The following is a 20,244-nucleotide window of genomic DNA, read 5'->3' on the forward strand; positions in this document are numbered from 1 at the left end:
CCCGAAAATTAGTTAAATAATCTTAACAAACGAGGGAAGCATGGGGACGGTTCTAGACCAGTGACAGGCAATCGTCTTTTGGTGTTAAATTGGACATTGAAACCCCACAAATATGATAATTTATCTTTTGATTGGGAATTGATTTTTTGTATTTTTTAGAGAGAGACTTTTTCAGTGGTCTCGGACGGTTCTCTTCCTACCGATTTCAAATAAAAAAGAAGCAAGAGAACCGTCCCCATGCTTCCTTTATACCACTCGTAAGCTGCTGAACAGTGTCAATACTTCGTTCCAGCTGTCCACTTGTATGTGGTTGGTTACTGTGTTTTCGTTATGATTTGCTTTAAATAGGATACCTTCTCCTGTAAACGCATCTAACTGACTAACTGTATCATCAATTAGATAGTCTGCATGGACGACTTTCTTATTCCCGCAAAAAATAAAATATCGAGGATCCAGGAAGGGGAAATGCTCCATTAACCATTCATACTTATCATGAAAAGAGTTCGGAGCTTCCATGGCAGCTGTAGCGATATAAATGTCGTAATGCTTTGAAAGCTCTTTAACTGCAAATACTGCTGAATCAATAACTTCTAAATCCCTAAAAAATCCTGGGGTGTTAATCGCTTTTCTCAATTCCTTTGCCTGTTCTTTATTTATAAAATCCCATATCCTATTACCTTTAACATCCACTTCAGATAATGAAAGATTACATATATCATTTGCAGTTTTCACTATTTTTTTAAAGGTGTCTGCAAGAACCTCATCCATATCAACCGCTATACTTTTCCTATTCATACATGTACTCCCCTATTCTTATTAAGATAGAAGCCAAGGGTCTTTCTCTTGCTTCTATCCCTTACAAAACCTTGCTTTCATGATGCTCCTAAATGATGCGTGATGAAGCCTGCACCGAATACATAATCAGCCGTATTTTTTAACAAAAGAGACGATATCGTTCATTTCATGATAACGTTCTTTCAATTCCTCACGAGACCAATCCCACCAGGAAATTTCAAGTAACTTATCAACAATGTCACTGGAAAACCGTTGTTTAATTGGTTTGGCTGGCACTCCAACTACTACCGCGTATGGCTCCACATCCTTCGTCACAATTGCACCTGACCCAATTACTGCCCCATGACCAATCGTAACACCTTTCATTACTATAGCTCCGTGACCAATCCAAACGTCATGTCCGATTGTTACTCTATTAGAGCGACGCCAATTGAAAATTTCAACATCATCGATATGTGCCAAACCGTAATCAGCCCTGCGATATGTCATATGATGCTGTGTTGCTCGATACATTGGGTGGTCGGTTGGATTTATGCAAACGTGGGAAGCAATGGAAGTGAATTTACCTATCGTACTATAGTTTATCGTGACATCATCCATCGTATATGTATAGTCATCAATGACCGATTCTACAATCTTGTTAGTAGGGCCGATTGAAACCCATTCTCCTGCTTGGCTATCCAAAATATGACTCGTTTCATGAATACTGGGTTTGCTTGAAAGCTCCTTTTTCCTTCCTGGTTGATGGATATGCTGCATGATATGTCAGCTCCTCTTTGTATTCGCTATGTTCAATCAGCCTACCACTCTTTATTTAGGCAGTTACATAATACAAGTATAACTTGTTGCCATGTTAAGATTGTAAACGCAATTTATTCTTATCGTTAAAAAAAATTAAAGGAAGCAGTGGGACGGTTCTTCTGCTTCCTTTAAGCTTTGAATACCAGGCTAGGAGATATCCCCAATATCCGTGCTGCTTGGCGTTGCGATAAACCTTCAATTTCTTTTACTTTTCGCAACACTTCATTTCTTTTTGATTTTGGTAAACTTTTCACCTGTGCGATCTCAATCTTATCCAGTAAATTCTTTATTCGTAGTTTTGCCTCTTCGTCTGTTAATCTGGACCTATAATCGAAGCTGTCATTCAAACGATCATCATGATTGTTTTCTTCATTGAATTCCTTAAATTTCTCTTTAGCAATCGTCAAATCTGTTGAAAACTTTCCTAGAATAAAATTAATATCTAAGAGATTCCCAGCATTGGCGGCTTCGGCTTCACTGTAATAACTATGGCAGCTGCTCCATATCCACTCATCCGGCCGATTAACGATTCCAGCTTTTACGGGGTTCTGGTGAATATACCTTGCTACTTTTACCAAACTCAAATCCGTTTCCACATTTTCACTTCTGAACCAATCCTGGAAAAGATGTCCAACTGTATCATATTTCCAGTTATAATACGAAACAAAGCTCACACCAATTCGTTTCATTGTAATAGAAATATCCTCATTACCTTCCTTTACTAAGAAATGCACATGATTCCCCATTAAACACCATGCATAAACTTTCATCCCTGATTTTATTTTGTATTTTTCAATCGTAACCATAAATCTTAGACAATCCACATCATCATGAAATATCTCCTCTTTATTAGCACCTCTCAACATGATGTGGTAAATACCACTATTACTTCTTTTTCAGGCCCTGCGCGGCATCTCGATCACCTCTCTTGTGGAAGCAAAGGGATGGTTTTTTTGCTTCAAGATGAAAAGTGAAGCAAAAAAAACCGTCCCCTTGCTTCCAGGAAATGGTTTGTGGTTTAACTTGGCAAGTGAATACATTTACGAAGTACTTACTGTAGGTTTATGTGTGTGGGAATGGTGGGGTCAAAAAACGGAAGGAATTTTATTTGAGTCAATTTCTTAAGGCCTATCATATACTAATTATTTAAATTTTGCATCTATTATATCTTTGATGTTGTGGAAGCGTGGGGACGGTTCCTTTTGCTTCATGATTTTAAGGACAGGCGCATAAACATAATTAGAGGTGATAAAAAAATGGACAAATCGAGAGAAGCGGATAGAGGTATTACACATGATACGGAAATGATGATTACTGAACTCATCACATTGAAGGAGGATCTGGATACATTGATTTCCAGGCAACTTCTTTACTTTTTATTGACTTTGGCTTCAGGATCTTTATTAATTTTCTATGTTTATTCATCCATTTATACTACTGACATCTTATTGTTATTATCCATTTTTTTCAGTAATATCTACCTGGTTACTTGGCTATCTTTAACAGTGTGCCTTTATATTTTTCATTTGAATTACATGAAAAATATAGATAAGAAGAAAAAAACGTTTGAAGAATTTAGAATGGAGACGATTGAACATTTGCAGAACACTTGGTATATCAATGAACATTCTCAACTAAGAGATGAAATTTCAAACAAATTGGAAAGTCACGGGATTAATGTAAGATACAAGAGTTGAGGCAAGCTTCCCTTGTTTAGGAAATGAATAAGATGGATATACAAGATAATACATCATGAGTTAAAGGAGAGATTTTAATGGGATTTATTTGGAGTTTAATTATTGGCGGTATTCTAGGCTGGTTGGCTAGTCTAATTGTTGGAAAAGATGTACCAGGTGGTATTATCGGTAATATTATAGCTGGTTTTATTGGTGCTTGGCTTGGTTCTGCATTGTTAGGAAATTGGGGACCTGAAATTGGAGACTTTTTCATTGTTCCAGCTTTAATTGGTGCGATCGTGCTTATCTTCATCGTAAGTATGATTATGAGAGCTGTAAGGAAGTAGGGGGCGGACGGTTCTCACTCTTTTATTAGAAAACTAAGGCAGATAGGAAAGTTTTGTCTTTCCTATCTGCCCAAAAAGGAAGCAAGAGAACCGTCCCCATGCTTATTCTTCTATATAAACTTCTTTCAATTGCAATAATTGTGTTGGTAGTTGTGATAGTCCTTTTACTTCATCTCTTACTCCCAATAAATATTCCTGATGAAGAAGATATACAAATGGTGCGATTTCTACAAGCTTTTCCTGTGCTTGGCTATATAGTTCCAGACGTTCTTCAGGATCTGCTGTTTGTCGTGCCTGATCCAAATAATTGTCCAATTCTTCATCAACTGTAAAAGTACGGTTACCTGGTGCTCCAAGGTTATCCGAGTGGAACAATGGATACATACCATTATCGGCATCCCCTGTAACAGTCGTCCAGCCGAATACCATCATTTCATGTTCCCCTTGTGCAGTCAGCTCGAGCATTGCTCCCCATTCAAGTACTTCCACTTTCAGATCAATTCCGATTTCTGCAAGTTGTGATTGTACATTTGTTGCTGTATCCATACGCTGACGATCGTCATTTGTCCAGATTGTTGCGGAAAAACCATCGCCATATCCCGCTTCTTCCAGTAATGCTTTCGCTTCTTCCACGTTGTATTCCAGACCATCCAGATTTTCATCATGCCCAAAAATCCCTGGTGCCAATGGGCCTTTTGCAGGAATCCCAACACCATCATAAATCCCATTAATAATTTCTTCTTTATCGATTGCCATGGAAATTGCCTGACGTACACGAACATCATCAAATGGCTCTTTATCCATGTTGAAACCAATGTAAGCCAATGATGAACTTTCCTGTCTTTGTACATTTAATCCATCTGTATTTTCAACTTGTGCTACATCAGATGGGCTAAGTGGGGTCGAAACATGTGAATCACCTGTCGTCAATTCAGATACACGCGTCAAATCTTCTGAAACTACTTTAAAAGTTACAGAGTTAAGCAAAGCAGGCTCATCCCAATAATTCTCATTGTTTACTAATGTAACGGACTCCCCTGTTCTCCATTCTTGGAATTCGAAAGGTCCAGTACCTATTGGTTGCTCATTGATCACAGTTCCTGGTTGCTCTCCATTTTCCATTGCAGCATAGTCTTCTTCAATTTGTTCCGTTGATACCATTTGACCACCTGGATGCGCTAAATGTGCAGGCAGTGGTGCAAAAGGAAATTCTGTAATGAATCGTACGGTATATTCATCCACCACTTCAACTTCAGTCACCATGTCATACATAAATGCAACCGGTGCTCCTATTTCAGGATCTAGAATACGTTCGATATTTGCTTTCACTGTTTCCGCATTAAATGCTGATCCATCATGATAAGTTACATCCTCACGAAGGCGAAACTCCCATGTTGTATCATCAATTTGTTCCCAGCTTTCAGCAAGACTTGGCTTGAGTTCCATGTTTTCATCCTGGATTACTAAGTTATCAAAAATATTGATTCTTACATTTGCGGACGGAGTGTCGTTCGTCGCATGCGGATCCAGTGATACGGCATCCGATTGTGTAGCAATCACTAAATCGCCACCTTGTGTACCAGCGTCCTCGCCAGCATTTTCCGCAGGTTCTTCTGCACATGCTGCCAGGAAAATACTTAAAATTAACACAAAAACAGTGTGTACTAATGATTTCTTCAGTTTTGTCATGTTGGTTTCCCTCTTTCGTTGATTTAAAATGTAAAACGGCTCGTTGCCTTCAAACTAAAAATAAATTCCTTCACTAAATCTTTTGTTGCTATCATATCCTGCATACTTACAAGTTCTACCGGTGAATGCGCATTTCGTGAGGGGATAGACAACACACCAGTCGGTATTCCTTTATTTGCTAGGGCAACCGCTCCACCGTCCGTCCCGATACCAGGGAAAACTTCCATTTGATATGGGATATTTGACTGTTCAGCTATTTTTTTCAATTCATCTTTTATTCCCTTTTGAACAATCAAACTAAAGTCCATCACCTTAATCCCCGTACCAGCCCCCATGTGCAACGTCTGGTCCATTGTTTCCTCAGGCGTATCGCTGACTGCTGTCGTATCGATGGCAATGGCAATATCGACTTCCGGAAGTTGATTGATTGCTGTTTGTGCACCGCGTAATCCTACCTCTTCCTGAACGGTAAAAAGAAAAACAACTTCACCTGCAAATTTCTTATCCTGAATTTCATTTAAAACGGATAGAAGCACCGCACAACCTGCGCGATCATCTAGTGCCTTGCCAACAATCATTGGATTATCTTCTTTTCCAATAACTTTCGTTTCGGTTGCCCAGGTGACAGGTGTCCCAATCTCTACGCCCATTTCTATTGCTTCCTTTTTAGAGGCTGCCCCAATGTCTATGTATAGTTTCCTATGTGACCTGACCTGTTTGGGATCGTCATACTTCACGAAATGTGCGGACATGGTGCCAATTACGCCGTCCAAATCATGCTTTTCACCAAGCACTTTTACCGATTGGGCAAGCAGAATACGGTCATCATGGCCACCAAGCTTTTCGAAACGAATCAATCCATTGTCCTCTATCTTTTTGACAATGAAGCCAACCTCATCCATATGTGCCGTCAGAAGTGTCGTTGGGCCTTGGCTTAATCCCTTTTTCCTTGCAATTACATTCCCCATTGCATCAACTTTCACGTTATCTACTTTATTTTGCACATAATCACGGATAAAATAAGTGACATTCTGTTCATACCCACATGGACCATGCAACTCACTAAGTTGTTTCACAAGCTTGTCCATTCTTACAGCTCCTATTCGATATGATTAAGTATTCGGAATTTAAACCGAAATATAACGGCATTAAGCGCCACATTCAGACAATTACTATACATTCTATACTGAACCAACAATCAAATCAATCTTTTTTTAGGTGCCTGTCACTCTCCGGTTTTTGTAAAATTTTGTAAGTAAACGTTAGAGGAAGGAGTCTGTGGAAAAAAGTGGATTCCTTCCTTGGATAGATTCTAGGAAAAAACGACATGATTTACGGATGAAATACCACAGCACAATCTCCCCCCCAACTTGTCTCAGGATTTGACAAACAGAGCCAATCCATCATCACTCTCCTCCATGCCACCGCAAAAAGCCGTCCCTCCCCAACCCCTGGGAAGAACGGCTTTATCATAAAACTCAAATTAAAATCTATTCCCCAAACTCATGCCCAGCTAGTGCAGTTGCAATGGTGTCTTCTATCGCACGCATGCTGCCGGCAGAACCGAGATAGTTATTTATCATCACTGTGAATATCAACGCTTCTCCATCAGCCGAGGTCACGTAGCCAGATAGCGCGGATACTCCTGATAGGGAGCCCGTTTTAGCAGTAACATTCCCTTGAGCTGGACCGGAAGTCATCCGGTTGCGCAATGTTCCCCCAATGAATCGCTCGGGTACACCTGCTACCGGCATAGAATACTTGAATGCCGGAAACCAGTCTCTCCCCTGTACCTCGAAAAGCATCTGGGCAAGGTCATTCGATGGAATCATATTTTTATGTGACATTCCAGAACCGTCTCTAAGCAAAATGGTATCTGGATTAACACCCAGTCCTGTCACGACATTCTCCATCACTTCAAGGCCCTTATCCCAGCTTCCTTCACCATGAACGACTTTCCCCATTTCTTTAACCAACACTTCCCCATGACCATTGTTGCTCAGCTTCATGAATGGAATCAATAATTCCTCAAGTGGCATAGACTCCTTGGATGTCAATATTCTTGCATCGACCGGTGTTAAACCGAATTTTTGTTCCGACTGCCCAATAAAAGTGATTCCTTGCTCCGCTAATGACTTCCCGAAAATATCAAGCACATATCCGGTCGGTTCCCATACAGAAGCCCAGGAACGTGAAAGCGTACCACCTACCGGCATTTGCCCTTCTATTATAATATTGTTTGATCCATGTTCCCTTTGAATCGAAATATTTTTAGGCTCACCAGCCGGGACCATTTCCGTATGATTCACGATGTTAACGTAATCTGTTTCAGGAGTTAGACTTACTTGCGCTTTCCCGCCTGGCGCATCTGTGGCCCTTACTTCTACAACCACCGTTCCCGCATCATAATCCTCATCCGGGGAAAGGTTCAACGCCGAGATTTGCGCTCCAGTATAGAACGGCTCATCCGACCAATTCAAATCTTGAGAAAGACGTACGTCATCATACCAGTTGTCATCACCAACTAAGTCACCTTTAATTTTGCTTATCCCCTGTTCCTTCAATTCTTTTGCAAATTGATCGAGATCTTCTTTTAATAACGTCGGGTCACCTTTTCCTTTTATGTAGAGATCTCCTTGCAATAGATTTCCATTAATCGAACCATCAGTCAGCACCTCTGTGCTAAAACGATAATCTTCACCCAGTGTTTCCAATGCGGCCGCTGCTGTAAGCATTTTCATATTTGATGCCGGGTGCAATCTTGTTTCACCATACTGTGAAAAAAGTAATTCTCCTGTCTCAGCATGCTGTACACTTACACCTGTAACCGTTCCATGCAGTTGTTCATTACCTAGGATGACACCGAGTTTTTCTTCCAATGTCGCATTTTCATCAAATTCTTCTGCTGTAATTTCTTCAGATGCGTTTACAAATAGTGCTTCTTCCTGTCCCAGAAAAGGGAATACTGCAAGTACTGCAATGAACAATAAAAGTAGGCTCTGCTTCCATTGATTTTTGCTTTTCGACAATAGACTCACATCCTTTTTGTTTGAATATTTTAATTATACAGTAAAATATTACAGGAAAATACGCTTTTTCCATAAAGACATCGAAAGCCCCAAAAAAATAACTCCGGAAGCTACTTTGGTAGGGAGTCAATGATACCAGTCTCTCCGCTTATCTGAACCCTTCCTTGTACAAAATACAAGCATACGCCAGTTATTCTTACCAAATCTAAGCATTTCCCATCCGATTGCTCTATAACCCTTTTTAATGCTTGCATATCCTAAAATATCATTGAATACCTAATTTTCTAAAAAGTCTTATCTTTGTTAAAATTGTAATTGTGGTTTTTGCCTTAGTTGAATAAAAATAAAAGGGGAGTTTTTAAATGAAGATTATAAATTGGAAACTACAGTTCAGTTTACTATCACTCGTGTTGTTATTGTTTCTGGCAGCATGTGGATCAAATGATGAAGCATCAGGATCAGGAGAGTTGGAGGATACATATACGGTTGTGTCAGATACATCTTTTGTCCCGTTTGAATTCATGGAAGACGGGGAATATGTGGGATTTGATATAGACCTTATTCATGCGATTGCTGATGAAGCTGGATTTGCAGTTGATTTGGAAACTACAAATTTTGACGGCATCATTCCTGGATTACAGACGGGTCAGTTTGATATCGCAATTGCAGGAATCAGTATTACGGAAGACAGGAAACAACAAATCGATTACAGCGACCCTTACTATGAATCCGGGCTTGCTATCGGTGTCCGTGTTGATAATGAGGACATTAATGGAATAGAGGACCTGGAAGGAAAAACAATCGCAACTCGACTTGGTTCCACAAGTTCAGCATATATCGAGGATAATATTGAAGGTGCAGAGGCAAATCAATATGAACAGCTCGACCAGGCTTACTTGGCTGTTGAAAATGGCAGTGCCGACGCCATTTTGTATGATGCACCGAATGTAAACTATTATATCCAGACACAGGGAGAGGACAGCCTGAAAGTCGTCGGTGATCTGTACCAAGCTGAGGATTATGGAATAGCTATCACAAAAGGTAAAGAAACACTCGTTGAAGCAATCAATGAAGCACTCGCTGAATTACATGACAATGGTACGTATGATGAGATTTATGCGAAATGGTTTGGCGAACCAACCGAATAATGGCTTTATAAAGACTTGGTTGTCACTAAGTTTTTCGGTGACAGCCTTTGTTGCACGTATGCAAGCTGGTAAGTTTATACTTTCCTTTTTGCCTAAAAAATAAACAGCAAGCACTACTTCTAGAAATTTAAAAATCTAAGGAGGATCCGTTTCTACGATAATCCTTAGATTTACTATGTTATGAGGTGAAAGAATGGAAGGTAGATTCAATTGGGCAGGTGTAATCGATTTCCTGCCACAGTTAGGGACAGGTCTCTATTACACCCTTTTGATATCGATAGTGGGTCTGTTGATCGGATTTATTTTAGGCGGCATCTTCGGGTTGGGACGTGTTTCCAAAAATAAAATTGTTTACGGGCTCGCCTCTGTTTATATTGAAGTAATTCGCGGAACTCCCGTGCTCGTTCAAGCGATTTGGATATTCTTTGCGCTACCATTAATCACAGGTTACAACATGGATTCTGTCACATCAGGGATTGTCGTTATCGCGCTAAACTCAGGTGCATATATCGCTGAAATCGTACGTGGTTCTGTTCAGTCGATTGAAAAAGGACAAATGGAAGCCGGACGTTCACTCGGTTTAAATCATCTTCAAACGATGCGGCATATTATTTGGCCACAGGCTTTTAAGCGAATGATACCACCACTTGGAAATCAGTTCATCATCAGTATTAAGGACACATCCTTATTGTCTGTCATCCTTGTTCCTGAGCTAATGTTTCAAGGGAGACTGATTGCATCAAACTACTTTAATGCGGTCGAAATCTATACAACGGTTGCTGTTTTTTATTTGGCAATTACACTGACACTATCCTTTGTGTTGCGCATAATTGAAAGAAGGTTGGATATTAAATGATTAAAGTAAAGGATTTACATAAGAACTTTGGTGAAAATGAAGTTTTAAAAGGTATCGATTGCCATATTCAGCCTTCTGAGGTTGTCTGTGTTATCGGACCAAGTGGTTCAGGAAAAAGCACATTCCTCCGCTGCTTGAATATGTTGGAAACCATCACTAGTGGCGATGTCGTTGTTGACGGGCAAAATTTAACAGATTCACAGACGGATATCAATTCGGTGCGTACAGAAATCGGCATGGTGTTTCAGCAATTCAATCTTTTTCCACATAAAAATGTTATTGAAAATATTATGCTTGCTCCAAAAAAAGTCCGCAAGCTAACGGATCAAGCTGCTCGCGACCGCGCTATGAAGCTATTGGAGAAAGTCGGCCTTTCCGAAAAGGCAGAACAATATCCAGGACAATTATCCGGTGGACAGCAGCAGCGTGTAGCCATTGCAAGAGCACTTGCGATGGAACCTAAAATGATGCTGTTTGATGAACCAACATCCGCCCTTGATCCCGAACTCGTCGGAGAAGTGCTGGAAGTTATGAAACAGCTTGCACATGAAGGGATGACAATGGTAGTCGTCACACATGAAATGGGCTTTGCCAGAGAAGTTGGTGACAGAGTCCTGTTTATGGACAACGGCCTTATCGTCGAAGAAGGCAATCCCGACCAACTATTTAACAACCCACAATCAGAAAGAACAAAAGGATTTCTAAATAAAATATTATAGTTGGAGGGAAGCATGGGGACGGTTCTCATGCTTCCTTTTTATAAGTCATTCGTGCAACCGTTCCTCCCCTTTCCCTTTCCAATCGGATTATTTAGATAATTCAACAAAATGAGTTATAATTAATGGGACGTATAAGCATTTGGTTTTCCCAGTCAAATAGGATAGTCTACTTTCACTGGACGCGGGAGCTTTTGTACTGTAAGTCAAAATGCTAAGGTCTTTTAAAAAGTTCTGTGTTCAAACAATTTACATAGCGTTAAAACAAATTACATTTCAAAGTGAAGGAGAAGAAACAATGATGGAAATCATAGATATCGCAAACGTTACATGGAAAAGACAAAGCAAAACTATTCTAGAGAATATTGACTGGCAAGTATGTAAAGGGGAACACTGGGCCGTGCTTGGGTTGAATGGTTCAGGAAAAACAACATTGCTTAACATGGTTAACGGATATATTTGGCCAACTACAGGGAAAGTCAGTGTGCTCGGTAATATTTTTGGAAAGACCGATATTAGGGAAATGCGAAAATCGATTGGCTGGGTCAGTTCCTCCCTTCAGGAAAAAATCAAAGGTACAGAAAATGCCGAGGATGTTGTAGTTAGTGGAAAGTATGCCTCGATTGGCTTGTATGAAAATCCAGACAATAAGGATTTTCGAAAGGCACTAGGGATAATGAAGGATCTTGGATGCAGTCATTTGGCAGGCCGCACCTATCAATCCTGTTCTCACGGAGAAAAACAGAAGCTTCTCATCGGCCGGGGATTAATGGGAACACCTGACTTGTTAATCCTTGATGAGCCTACGAACGGTTTGGATTTCATTTCGCGTGAGGAGTTAATGGAGACCATTGAAGAACTAGCAACACAAGAAAATGCACCAACAATTATATTCGTCACCCATCACATCGAAGAAATATTACCTGCATTCAGCCACACCTTGCTTTTACGCGATGGCGAAGTTTTTGATAAAGGGGAACGACAGAATGTACTAACCAGTGAACGCTTATCCTCTTTTTTTGCTAAATCCGTTGAAGTAAAGTGGTATAAGGAAAGACCTTGGATGACTCTCCGGTAGTTAAAGGAAGCATGGGGACGGTTCCACCTGCTCCCTACAATCTTCTTCCTTGCCTCCTATCAAACTGTTCGCTAAGATAAAATTATAGAATGAAAGGAGCTTCACATATGAAATATATCGGATATATTGGAACGTATACAAAGAAAAACAGCAAGGGCATCTATTCATTTGAACTTGATACCGAGGCGTCAAAAATAACAAATGTGAAAGTTGCAGCTACTATAGGAAGTCCAACTTATTTAAACATTTCAGAAGATAAACAGTATCTATATTCTGTCGCAAAAAGTGGGGAGAACGGTGGGGTTGCTTCCTATGCAATTGATAAAAATACTGGTGAGTTGACATTTCTAAATCAGCAACTGACACCTGGTGCGAACCCTTGTCACGTGAATACAGACAAGAAGCATCGATACTTGTTCACCACAAACTATCATAAGGGAACCGTTGACTCCTATCTGATCGATCAGGAAAACGGAAAAATTAGTCCCACGGTATCAACTATCCAGCATACTGGCAGTGGTCCAGATCCGAGGCAGGAGAAAGCACATATCCATTATTCGGGCATGACGCCAGACGAAAAATATTTAGCTGTTGTTGACTTAGGAAGTGATTTATTGACTACTTGTACGGTCAGCGAACAAGGTGATCTAAGTGAAGTTAATCGTTTAGCACTACCAGCAGGAAGCGGACCGAGACATTTAACATTTCATCCGAAACGTAAAGATATCGCTTATCTTGCAACGGAATTCAGCTCCCAAGTCGTCGTTCTTAAATATGACAGTGATGACGAAAGCTTTTCAATCCTGCAATCAATAGGCACCATTCCTGGAGATTTCACCGAAAATAATCAGGGTAGCGCCATTCATATTTCTGCCGACGGAAAATATGTTTACTCAGGGAATCGCGGACATAACAGTATTGCCATATTTAAAACAGATGATGAAACTGGAAAGCTTAGCTTTGTCGAGACTACTCCATCTGAAGGGGATTGGCCACGTGATTTTGTCTTGGATCCAACAGAAAAATTCCTAATCGTAGCAAATCAGGAATCGGATAATCTTGTTCTGTTTTCACGGGATTCCGAGACTGGAAAGCTAACGTTAGTGCAGAAGGATATAGAAGCCCCCGAAGCCATTTGTATTAAGTTTTTGTAGAAGCAGGGAAGCATGGGGACGGTTCTCCTGCTTCCATGCAAATTTGAATAGGTAAAGCCTGTTTTCCATACGTGAGTAACAGAATAATTCTGCTATTTATGACGTTATGCCGCGTCTTACAGGTTTTATCCGCAATACGAATTCCGAAAACCCTTCCCCAGAAACATTGAATCTTGAGCAAAACAAAAAATGCTCTTAACTGTCTGCTAACTTCTAGCAGGTCCAGTTCAGAGCATTTATTATTATCAATCCCAGAAAAGAAGCAAGAGAACCGTCCCCGCGCTCCCTACGCTTCCTCCATAATTCCTTCAACAAACCCCTTCAGTAGATGAACGGTCTTCACACAATCATTTAAGCTGGACCATTCGGCCGGGTTGTGACTGATGCCATCTTTACTGCGGGTGAAAATCATCGCAACTGGAATTTCTTCTCCAATTATCATTGCATCATGCCCCGCGCCGCTTGGTATGTACACTGGTTTGATGCCTGACTTGTCCATAATAGTTGCCAGTTTCTCCTGAAGTTCTGGTGCAATAGGCAATGGTTTTATTTTTGTATTGATATTCCACGTTACGTCGATCCCTCTTCTTGCCGCGACGTTTTCAGCTTTTTGATAAATCATCTCCAGCAGCTGATCACGAGTTTGTTCGGTAATGTCTCTAATATCAACCATCAAATTAACTTCCTGCGCAATAACATTTATGCCATTTGGCAGCACATTCATTTTACCGACCGTTGCAACGGCTGTCTGGCTCACTTCCCTTGGTAAAGATTCGATTTCCTGCACAAACATACCCGCTGCAATAACTGGATCTTTCCTATTTTCCATTGGCGTATTGCCCGCATGTCCAGCTTTTCCTTTGAAAGAAACCTCCAGCCAAGCTGGGCCCGCGATGCCATTAACAATTCCAGCTGGCTCGTCATGCTTTTCCAATACAGTACCTTGCTCGATATGTACCTCTACAAATAGTTTCAAGTTTTTCGAATGATAATTTGCCTTTAAAAAAGCTTCCCGGTCACTTCCATATGCAGCAATGACCTCATCAAACGATTGCCCACTATCATCTTGGAATAGATCCAGTTCATCATTTGTTATTTTCCCGGTAAAAGATCTACTGCCAGTTAGTCCAGCCTTAAATCTTGAACCTTCTTCATCGGAAAAAACCACGACCTCATACGGGATTGGCGGCGTATAGCCATTCTCCTTCCAGGCTTCAACGACCTCCAGTGCAGCAAGAACACCTAATGGCCCATCAAAATTCCCACCGTTTGGAACACTATCAAGGTGTGAGCCTGACATGACAGCTGGAGAATCACTTTTCCCTTCCAATCTTCCAAAAACATTTCCCGCTCCATCCATCGTTACTGTAAGCCCAGCCTCTTTCATCCAGCTGACGACTCGTTCTTTTGCCTGTTTTTCCTGTGCTGAGTAGCCGATTCGGGTTACACCACCGTCTTCAGTAGCGCCAATTTCCGATAGCTCAGCTAACCTGTCGGCAATCCTCTCGCCGTTTATTCCGGAATGATTTAAGTGACTATCATATTCGTTCATTAGTTTGTTCAAAAATGTTGTAGATGTCATGTTGATCTCCTTTCATAATTCCAGTCGATTCCTATTATATTCATAATAACATTTGGCACAAGCAAAAGGATGAAATTCAATTACCTTCTCACCGATATTAGAGTAGAAATGAAGCAAGAGAACCGTCCCCATGCTTCCAAAAAAACAGCCATCCCAATGGAGATGACTGTTTTCAAACCTAAGCAACGCGTTCAGTAGCTGCTGCTTTATCATTAAATTTCTCTAGATTTAATTTACCGAGAATTTTGGATGTTAGTGTTCCTGAAACGATAGAACCGTTCACGTTAAGTGCTGTACGTCCCATATCGATTAATGCTTCTACAGATATCAGTAAACCTGCCAGCCCAACTGGAAGACCCATGGAAGAAAGGACAATAATTGCTGCAAAAGTAGCACCGCCCCCGACTCCAGCGACTCCGAATGAACTTATGGCAGTAATGAGTACTAATTGAATAATAAACTCAAATGATAATGGGTTAATTCCTACAGTTGGTGCAATCATCACCGCAAGCATTGCCGGGTAAATTCCTGCACAGCCGTTTTGACCCATTGTTGCGCCAAATGAAGCGGACAGATTCGCTGTACCGTCATCAACGCCAAGTGCTTCTTTCTGTGTTTGAATGTTCAATGGAATCGTCCCTGCACTGGAACGGGAGGTAAACGCAAAACCTAGTACCGGTATAACTTTTTTCAAGTAGTTCATTGGATTTAAGCCAAATACGCCAACGATGACCAAGTGAATGATGAACATCGCGATCAGCGCTACATAGGATGCAAGTACAAATTTCCCTAGTTCCATTATTCCGGCAAAATTTGTGCTTGCTACCATGTTTGCCATCAATGCCAGTACGCCAAATGGAGTCAGACGTAGAATTAACGTCACAATTCGCATAACGATTGCATAGAAGGAATTGACGATTTTAAGGAACATTTCTGCCTGTTCCGGTTCTTTTCTCCGAATGCCAAGGAAGGCTATCCCTACAATAATTGAAAATATAACTACTGAAATGACAGATGTTGGACGGTCACCAGTCATATCCAAAAAGATATTACTTGGAATGAAGTTCAATATTCTCTGCGGTGTCGTTTGCCCTTCCATCTCTGCATATCTCGCTTCAATTGACGCTGCACGATCATTTTCCGCTTGGCCAGCTTCGATTTGCTCTGCATTCAGATCAAACAAAAATGCAGAACCAATCCCAACCAATGCTGCGATCAACGTTGTTGAAATCAGGATACCGATGACCCATCCAGCCATCTTTCCAAGTTCTTTCGTTTTTTCCAGATTAATAATGGCCCGAATAATCGACACCATGACAAGCGGTACGACGATTACCATCAATAAGCGAACATATCCACTTCCGACAATACTATACCAATCCAATGTTCCTACTAGCACATCAGATCCTACTCCATACAGCATCTGCAGTAGCGTACCAAGGACAATCCCAAGACCCATCCCCGTAAATACACGTTTTGAAAACGAAACATGTTTCTTTTGCATATAAATTAATAGACCAATAATTGCAAGTAATGCTGCAATATTTACAAGTATAAATAAACCTTCCATTCTTTTAACCTCCTAATTTCGACCTGAATTATTCCTATACGATTACTACGGAATAACTATACATCGGTTTGATGGAAATTACAAGATGCATTCATGTTTATCATTCGAAAACTTGGTTATCACGGAGCCTTTCAGTGACAGCCTTTATTGTACTTATACAGGTTGGAAAGTTTTTTTATTTATATGTATACAGACATGAATAAGCAGGAAGGATATGAATAATAGTACTATTTTAAAACAGAATTATTCAGGGGCATTTCTAGTTGCCTCTTTTCATAAAGTTGGTGGCTTAGCGTGGAACTCCGTCATTTTACCCGTCAAAATATGGAAGTAGAGTTTGACCACCCAGTCCCTTTTCTTCCCCAAAATCACTATGCACCAATGATTAACCACTTGCATTCCTTTTAGAATGATAACTGGTGCGGACAATCCCCTCCGCCATGCGATATCCTTATTTCCAAAAAACACCAGTTTAAACTTTTTCACAAAACTTATCTGCTTTTCTACAAAAAACGCATATACTATACGTAAGTCAGATCTGTTAAAAAAGGAGGCTCTCAAATGAATAAAGCTAAGAAATTACTGTTATCAATCCTAATCGCAAGTCTCATTATCTTCACTGCCTGTGCACAGGGGACAAATGACACTGAGGTTACTCCACCAGTAGAAGAAGAAATTGATGCACCTGAAACCGAGAACGAAGCTGATGAACAGGACACTGTGGAGGAGCAAGCTGATGAACAAGCTCAGGAGGAAAAAGATACATCTGAAGAATCGCCAGAAATTGTGGCCGAAAACGAGGCCTTTAAAATCTTTCAGCCAGCCCCAAACACTGAAGTGAAAGATCGTATTGTTGTAAAAGGTTTGGCCAGAGTCTATGAAGGTACTGTTTTATATGAATTTGAAGATGGGCATTATATTCTTGACGAAGGATTCACAACCGCTACTGCAGGGGCTCCTGAATGGGGGGAATTTGAGATCATTATTGAATTTGATGAGTTATCCAACAATTCAGGCAGCATCATTCTTTTTGAAGAAAGTGCTGAGGATGGATCGAGGGTTAATGAGTTGATAATTCCCGTTACTGTTGCGGATAGAAACTAGGTGTGCGGAAGCGTGGGGACGGTTCTCTTGCTTCTAATTTTACAAAAGGAGAACAGTTTCTAGTGTTGGCATACTAGTCGGGGCTAGGACTATAATTAAAAATAGCTACGTACCTGAACACCTAGCTTCGTAACATAAAGGCTGTTTAAGATGCTGACATTAGTAAAGCTACACATTGAAATAGCTACCCTCACTTAGGAGTGGGGTAGCTATTTCTTTTTTGTTTATAAAGTGCGACAACAATACAATTATTGTTAGCACGAAGCGATATTGCCTAGAGTCCCTTTACCAATACCATTACGGGAATCCCTGTAGTCGAGTTCACACCACTGATTCATATCGACAATTCTACCAAAATTCGGGGTGTAACAGGCACTGCTCTATTTCTTATTTTCGCAGTTTGGCCATTTCATCGGCTACGAATTGAACATTTGTACCTACGACAACTTGGATGTTATGTTTGTCAATGACATTAATCCCTGGTACGCCTGTCGCTTTAATTTTGGCTTGGTCGACTTTATCCATGTCACGTACTTCCAACCTTAGGCGGGTAGTACAATTATCAAGTGCATGAACGTTTTCGTCGCCACCAAGTCCTTCATATATTTGTGTTGCCATTGAAACGAATCTGTCTTTCTTACTGCCAGTCTCTTCTGGAGATCCAGCATTTTCTTCTACGAGCTCATCATCTTCACGACCAGGCGTTTTTAGGCTGAACTTCGTAATTAAGAAACGGAATAGAACGTAATAAATCACTGCAAAGAAGAGCCCTTGCAATAATAGCATGTAAGGTTCATTTGCAAGAGGCAGACGGGAGCTTAGGACAAAGTCAACTAATCCTGCACTAAACCCAAATCCTGCTGTCCATTGGAAGGTAGCAGCGATAAATAATGAAATCCCTGTTAATGCTGCGTGAACAACATAAAGTGCTGGAGCTAAGAACATGAATGAGAATTCAAGTGGTTCGGTTACCCCAGTAAAGAATGATGCGAAGCCAGCTGCCAATAATAATGAAGCTGCTTGTTTTTTACGTTTTGTTTTTGCAGTATGGTACATGGCAAGTGCTGCTGCCGGCAAACCAAACATCATAATTGGAAAGAACCCTGCTTGGTACATACCTGTTATACCTTTTTCACCATTTCCGGACCAGAAGTTACCGATATCATTAATACCTGCAACATCAAACCAGAATACAGAGTTTAATGCATGATGCAGTCCTGTTGGAATTAGCAGGCGGTTGAAGAATCCGTATAAACCCGCTCCAGCAGCACCAAGATTGGAAATTCCTTGTGCAAAAGAAACTAATCCACCATATACTACAGGCCATACAAAGAATAAAATTGCTGAAACGATAAGCATAGCAGCGGACGTCATAATTGGCACAAGCCTTTTTCCACTAAAGAATGCCAGTGCATCTGGTAATTGTACTTCACTAAAGCGATTGAACATGTTGGCAGCAACGAGACCTGAGATAATACCAATAAATGCGTTTTCAATATTTCCGAATGCTGCGTTCACTGCACCTGCTTCAATACCTTGCAGCATTGCAACAGAATCTATTCCGAGTAAAGTCGTCACAACCAAATAACCGACCAACCCACTTAATGCTGCAGATCCATCTTTAACCTTTGCCATTCCAAGGGCAACACCCACTGCAAAAAGAACAGGAATATTTGCAATAATCGAGTCACCAGCTTTGATCAGGAATGCTGCGACTGCATTTCCAGACCCCCAGCCTTCAGGATCAATCCAATAACCTATCCCCATTAAAATCGCAGCAGCAGGCAAAACTGAAACAGGCAGCATTAATGAGCGACCAAGTCTTTGTAAATATTTCATCATTGTTTTCTTCCTCCCATCTTAAGATTGATTTTTAATTCTTTCGATGTGAATGGCAATATAGCCTAGTTCCCCATCTGGTAATTCAATCCCATGAACTTTCGATAATTCATCACTGACTTTCATTGCACAACGATAGGAATGCTTGAACTTTCGTTTAATCATAGCTTGCATTTCTTCATCCATGGAGTCTGACGATTCTGTCTCAGCCCTTGTCAGCGCAAAACGAAGATGAATAATTAAGCGCTCGTAGGATAAATCACTCTCACTAATCGGTATGCCAAGAAAATCTTGAATTGAATCGACCATACTTTTTAAAATCGACGTTTGACGAATCGTATCTTTCAAATCACCTCCTTGAATTTTCATCGTATGAATATGAAGTGCTATCGATGCCGCTTCATCAACTGGTAAGTGGATTGCTAATTTTTCATTAATATAGTTTACAGCCCAAAGTCCAATATCAAATTCCTTTGGATATAACACCTTAATTTCATGCAGCAGCTTATTCTTCACTACCATTCCTTGCTTGTGGCGATCAATCGCGAAGGAAAGGTGATCACTAAGAACAAGGTAAATATGATCGTTCACCTTCGTATCGAGCTGTTTTTCGGCATATGCGATAATTTTTTCAGCTAGAATAAAGTGCTCTTCTGGTATTCGCTGAAGCAATTGCTGAAGTTTCTCATTTTCTTTTAAGATGAAAAGCTTTTCAATTTTTTGGGGATTTAAAATATCATTTTTGCCTTTTTCAAACCCAACTCCTGCTCCTATTGCAATTTTTTCCTCTGCTTTATCCATGACAATGACCGCATTATTATTTAAAATTTTTTTGATTTTCAACATGACACCTCCTTACC

18 protein-coding genes are annotated in these 20,244 nt (G+C 40.5%); 8 read left to right on the forward strand and 10 right to left on the reverse strand.

The features are described 5' to 3' along the window. Positions 1–246 precede the first annotated feature (246 nt). The 3 genes from MN204_RS07510 to MN204_RS07520 form a co-directional block, all read right to left on the reverse strand. Positions 247–795 carry a 5' nucleotidase, NT5C type gene (locus MN204_RS07510; RefSeq protein ID WP_249870483.1) on the reverse strand — a complete coding sequence of 183 codons (549 nt, stop codon included), beginning with the start codon at positions 793–795 and terminating at the stop codon, positions 247–249. A 126-nt stretch (positions 796–921) separates the two neighbouring features. Next, positions 922–1,554: a DapH/DapD/GlmU-related protein gene (locus MN204_RS07515; RefSeq protein WP_249870484.1), complete on the reverse strand. Its 633-nt coding sequence runs from the start codon at positions 1,552–1,554 to the stop codon at positions 922–924. A 170-nt stretch (positions 1,555–1,724) separates the two neighbouring features. Next, a complete protein-coding gene (locus MN204_RS07520; protein ID WP_438804694.1) occupies positions 1,725–2,474 on the reverse strand; it encodes a transposase in 750 nt (249 codons plus the stop codon). A gap of 378 nt (positions 2,475–2,852) precedes the next feature. Here MN204_RS07520 and MN204_RS07525 point away from each other — a divergent pair, with 378 nt between their 5' ends. Together MN204_RS07525 and MN204_RS07530 are read left to right on the forward strand one after the other, a co-directional pair. Continuing rightward, positions 2,853–3,293, forward strand: coding sequence for a DUF2663 family protein (locus MN204_RS07525; RefSeq protein WP_249870486.1), 441 nt, complete (start codon positions 2,853–2,855; stop codon positions 3,291–3,293). 77 nt (positions 3,294–3,370) lie between these two features. Then, positions 3,371–3,619, forward strand: a complete 249-nt coding sequence (locus MN204_RS07530) for a GlsB/YeaQ/YmgE family stress response membrane protein (protein WP_249870487.1) — start codon at positions 3,371–3,373, stop codon at positions 3,617–3,619. A gap of 102 nt (positions 3,620–3,721) precedes the next feature. On the opposite strand, the gene MN204_RS07535 is transcribed toward MN204_RS07530, so the two are convergent. The 3 genes from MN204_RS07535 to dacB all read right to left on the reverse strand — a co-directional run bounded on the left by MN204_RS07535 (position 3,722) and on the right by dacB (position 8,337). Beyond that, the gene (locus MN204_RS07535) at positions 3,722–5,308 is read right to left on the reverse strand and encodes a glutathione ABC transporter substrate-binding protein (protein WP_249870488.1); all 1,587 of its coding nucleotides are present in this window, start codon (positions 5,306–5,308) and stop codon (positions 3,722–3,724) included. Positions 5,309–5,331: 23 nt separating this feature from the next. Continuing rightward, a complete protein-coding gene (locus tag MN204_RS07540) occupies positions 5,332–6,396 on the reverse strand; it encodes a M42 family metallopeptidase (protein WP_249870489.1) in 1,065 nt (354 codons plus the stop codon). Positions 6,397–6,798: 402 nt separating this feature from the next. Continuing rightward, on the reverse strand, positions 6,799–8,337 hold the full coding sequence (gene dacB, locus MN204_RS07545; protein WP_249870490.1) for a D-alanyl-D-alanine carboxypeptidase/D-alanyl-D-alanine endopeptidase: 1,539 nt from the start codon (positions 8,335–8,337) through the stop codon (positions 6,799–6,801). A gap of 362 nt (positions 8,338–8,699) precedes the next feature. Here dacB and MN204_RS07550 point away from each other — a divergent pair, with 362 nt between their 5' ends. The 5 genes from MN204_RS07550 to MN204_RS07570 all read left to right on the forward strand — a co-directional run bounded on the left by MN204_RS07550 (position 8,700) and on the right by MN204_RS07570 (position 13,289). Beyond that, a complete protein-coding gene (locus MN204_RS07550) occupies positions 8,700–9,485 on the forward strand; it encodes a transporter substrate-binding domain-containing protein (protein ID WP_249870491.1) in 786 nt (261 codons plus the stop codon). A gap of 193 nt (positions 9,486–9,678) precedes the next feature. Further along, positions 9,679–10,341, forward strand: a complete 663-nt coding sequence (locus MN204_RS07555; RefSeq protein WP_249870492.1) for an amino acid ABC transporter permease — start codon at positions 9,679–9,681, stop codon at positions 10,339–10,341. Further along, positions 10,338–11,060: an amino acid ABC transporter ATP-binding protein gene (locus tag MN204_RS07560; RefSeq protein ID WP_249870493.1), complete on the forward strand. Its 723-nt coding sequence runs from the start codon at positions 10,338–10,340 to the stop codon at positions 11,058–11,060. The genes MN204_RS07555 and MN204_RS07560 overlap by 4 nt, the downstream gene beginning before the upstream one ends. A 295-nt stretch (positions 11,061–11,355) precedes the next feature. Then, positions 11,356–12,135: an ABC transporter ATP-binding protein gene (locus MN204_RS07565; RefSeq protein WP_249870494.1), complete on the forward strand. Its 780-nt coding sequence runs from the start codon at positions 11,356–11,358 to the stop codon at positions 12,133–12,135. A 107-nt stretch (positions 12,136–12,242) separates the two neighbouring features. Further along, a complete protein-coding gene (locus MN204_RS07570) occupies positions 12,243–13,289 on the forward strand; it encodes a lactonase family protein (RefSeq protein ID WP_438804691.1) in 1,047 nt (348 codons plus the stop codon). 286 nt (positions 13,290–13,575) lie between these two features. Here the strand turns inward: MN204_RS07570 and MN204_RS07575 are convergent, their stop codons facing one another. Both MN204_RS07575 and MN204_RS07580 read right to left on the reverse strand, forming a co-directional pair. Further along, positions 13,576–14,871, reverse strand: a complete 1,296-nt coding sequence (locus MN204_RS07575; RefSeq protein ID WP_249870496.1) for a M20 family metallo-hydrolase — start codon at positions 14,869–14,871, stop codon at positions 13,576–13,578. A 178-nt stretch (positions 14,872–15,049) separates the two neighbouring features. Continuing rightward, positions 15,050–16,441 carry an L-cystine transporter gene (locus MN204_RS07580; protein ID WP_249870497.1) on the reverse strand — a complete coding sequence of 464 codons (1,392 nt, stop codon included), beginning with the start codon at positions 16,439–16,441 and terminating at the stop codon, positions 15,050–15,052. A 561-nt stretch (positions 16,442–17,002) separates the two neighbouring features. Between MN204_RS07580 and MN204_RS07585 the strand changes: the two genes are divergently transcribed. Next, a complete protein-coding gene (locus tag MN204_RS07585; RefSeq protein WP_249870498.1) occupies positions 17,003–17,545 on the forward strand; it encodes a Gmad2 immunoglobulin-like domain-containing protein in 543 nt (180 codons plus the stop codon). Between the two features lie 387 nt (positions 17,546–17,932). Here MN204_RS07585 and nagE read toward each other — a convergent pair whose 3' ends face one another. Together nagE and MN204_RS07595 are read right to left on the reverse strand one after the other, a co-directional pair. Beyond that, on the reverse strand, positions 17,933–19,387 hold the full coding sequence (gene nagE / locus MN204_RS07590; RefSeq protein ID WP_249870499.1) for an N-acetylglucosamine-specific PTS transporter subunit IIBC: 1,455 nt from the start codon (positions 19,385–19,387) through the stop codon (positions 17,933–17,935). Between the two features lie 18 nt (positions 19,388–19,405). After that, on the reverse strand, positions 19,406–20,230 hold the full coding sequence (locus MN204_RS07595; RefSeq protein ID WP_249870500.1) for a PRD domain-containing protein: 825 nt from the start codon (positions 20,228–20,230) through the stop codon (positions 19,406–19,408). Positions 20,231–20,244: the final 14 nt, after the last annotated feature.

The sequence above is a fragment of the Oceanobacillus saliphilus genome, assembly GCF_023522835.1.
GTDB classification, from domain to species: Bacteria; Bacillota; Bacilli; order Bacillales; family Amphibacillaceae; genus Oceanobacillus; species Oceanobacillus saliphilus.

Coding starts and splice junctions, on each gene's coding strand:
- MN204_RS07510 (WP_249870483.1), bottom strand. CDS start 795: ATGAATAGGAAAAGTATAGCGGTTGATATGGATGAGGTTCTTGCAGAC.
- MN204_RS07515 (WP_249870484.1), bottom strand. CDS start 1,554: ATGCAGCATATCCATCAACCAGGAAGGAAAAAGGAGCTTTCAAGCAAA.
- MN204_RS07525 (WP_249870486.1), top strand. CDS start 2,853: ATGGACAAATCGAGAGAAGCGGATAGAGGTATTACACATGATACGGAA.
- MN204_RS07530 (WP_249870487.1), top strand. CDS start 3,371: ATGGGATTTATTTGGAGTTTAATTATTGGCGGTATTCTAGGCTGGTTG.
- MN204_RS07535 (WP_249870488.1), bottom strand. CDS start 5,308: ATGACAAAACTGAAGAAATCATTAGTACACACTGTTTTTGTGTTAATT.
- MN204_RS07540 (WP_249870489.1), bottom strand. CDS start 6,396: ATGGACAAGCTTGTGAAACAACTTAGTGAGTTGCATGGTCCATGTGGG.
- MN204_RS07550 (WP_249870491.1), top strand. CDS start 8,700: ATGAAGATTATAAATTGGAAACTACAGTTCAGTTTACTATCACTCGTG.
- MN204_RS07555 (WP_249870492.1), top strand. CDS start 9,679: ATGGAAGGTAGATTCAATTGGGCAGGTGTAATCGATTTCCTGCCACAG.
- MN204_RS07560 (WP_249870493.1), top strand. CDS start 10,338: ATGATTAAAGTAAAGGATTTACATAAGAACTTTGGTGAAAATGAAGTT.
- MN204_RS07565 (WP_249870494.1), top strand. CDS start 11,356: ATGATGGAAATCATAGATATCGCAAACGTTACATGGAAAAGACAAAGC.
- MN204_RS07570 (WP_438804691.1), top strand. CDS start 12,243: ATGAAATATATCGGATATATTGGAACGTATACAAAGAAAAACAGCAAG.
- MN204_RS07575 (WP_249870496.1), bottom strand. CDS start 14,871: ATGACATCTACAACATTTTTGAACAAACTAATGAACGAATATGATAGT.
- MN204_RS07580 (WP_249870497.1), bottom strand. CDS start 16,441: ATGGAAGGTTTATTTATACTTGTAAATATTGCAGCATTACTTGCAATT.
- MN204_RS07585 (WP_249870498.1), top strand. CDS start 17,003: ATGAATAAAGCTAAGAAATTACTGTTATCAATCCTAATCGCAAGTCTC.
- nagE (WP_249870499.1), bottom strand. CDS start 19,387: ATGATGAAATATTTACAAAGACTTGGTCGCTCATTAATGCTGCCTGTT.
- MN204_RS07595 (WP_249870500.1), bottom strand. CDS start 20,230: ATGTTGAAAATCAAAAAAATTTTAAATAATAATGCGGTCATTGTCATG.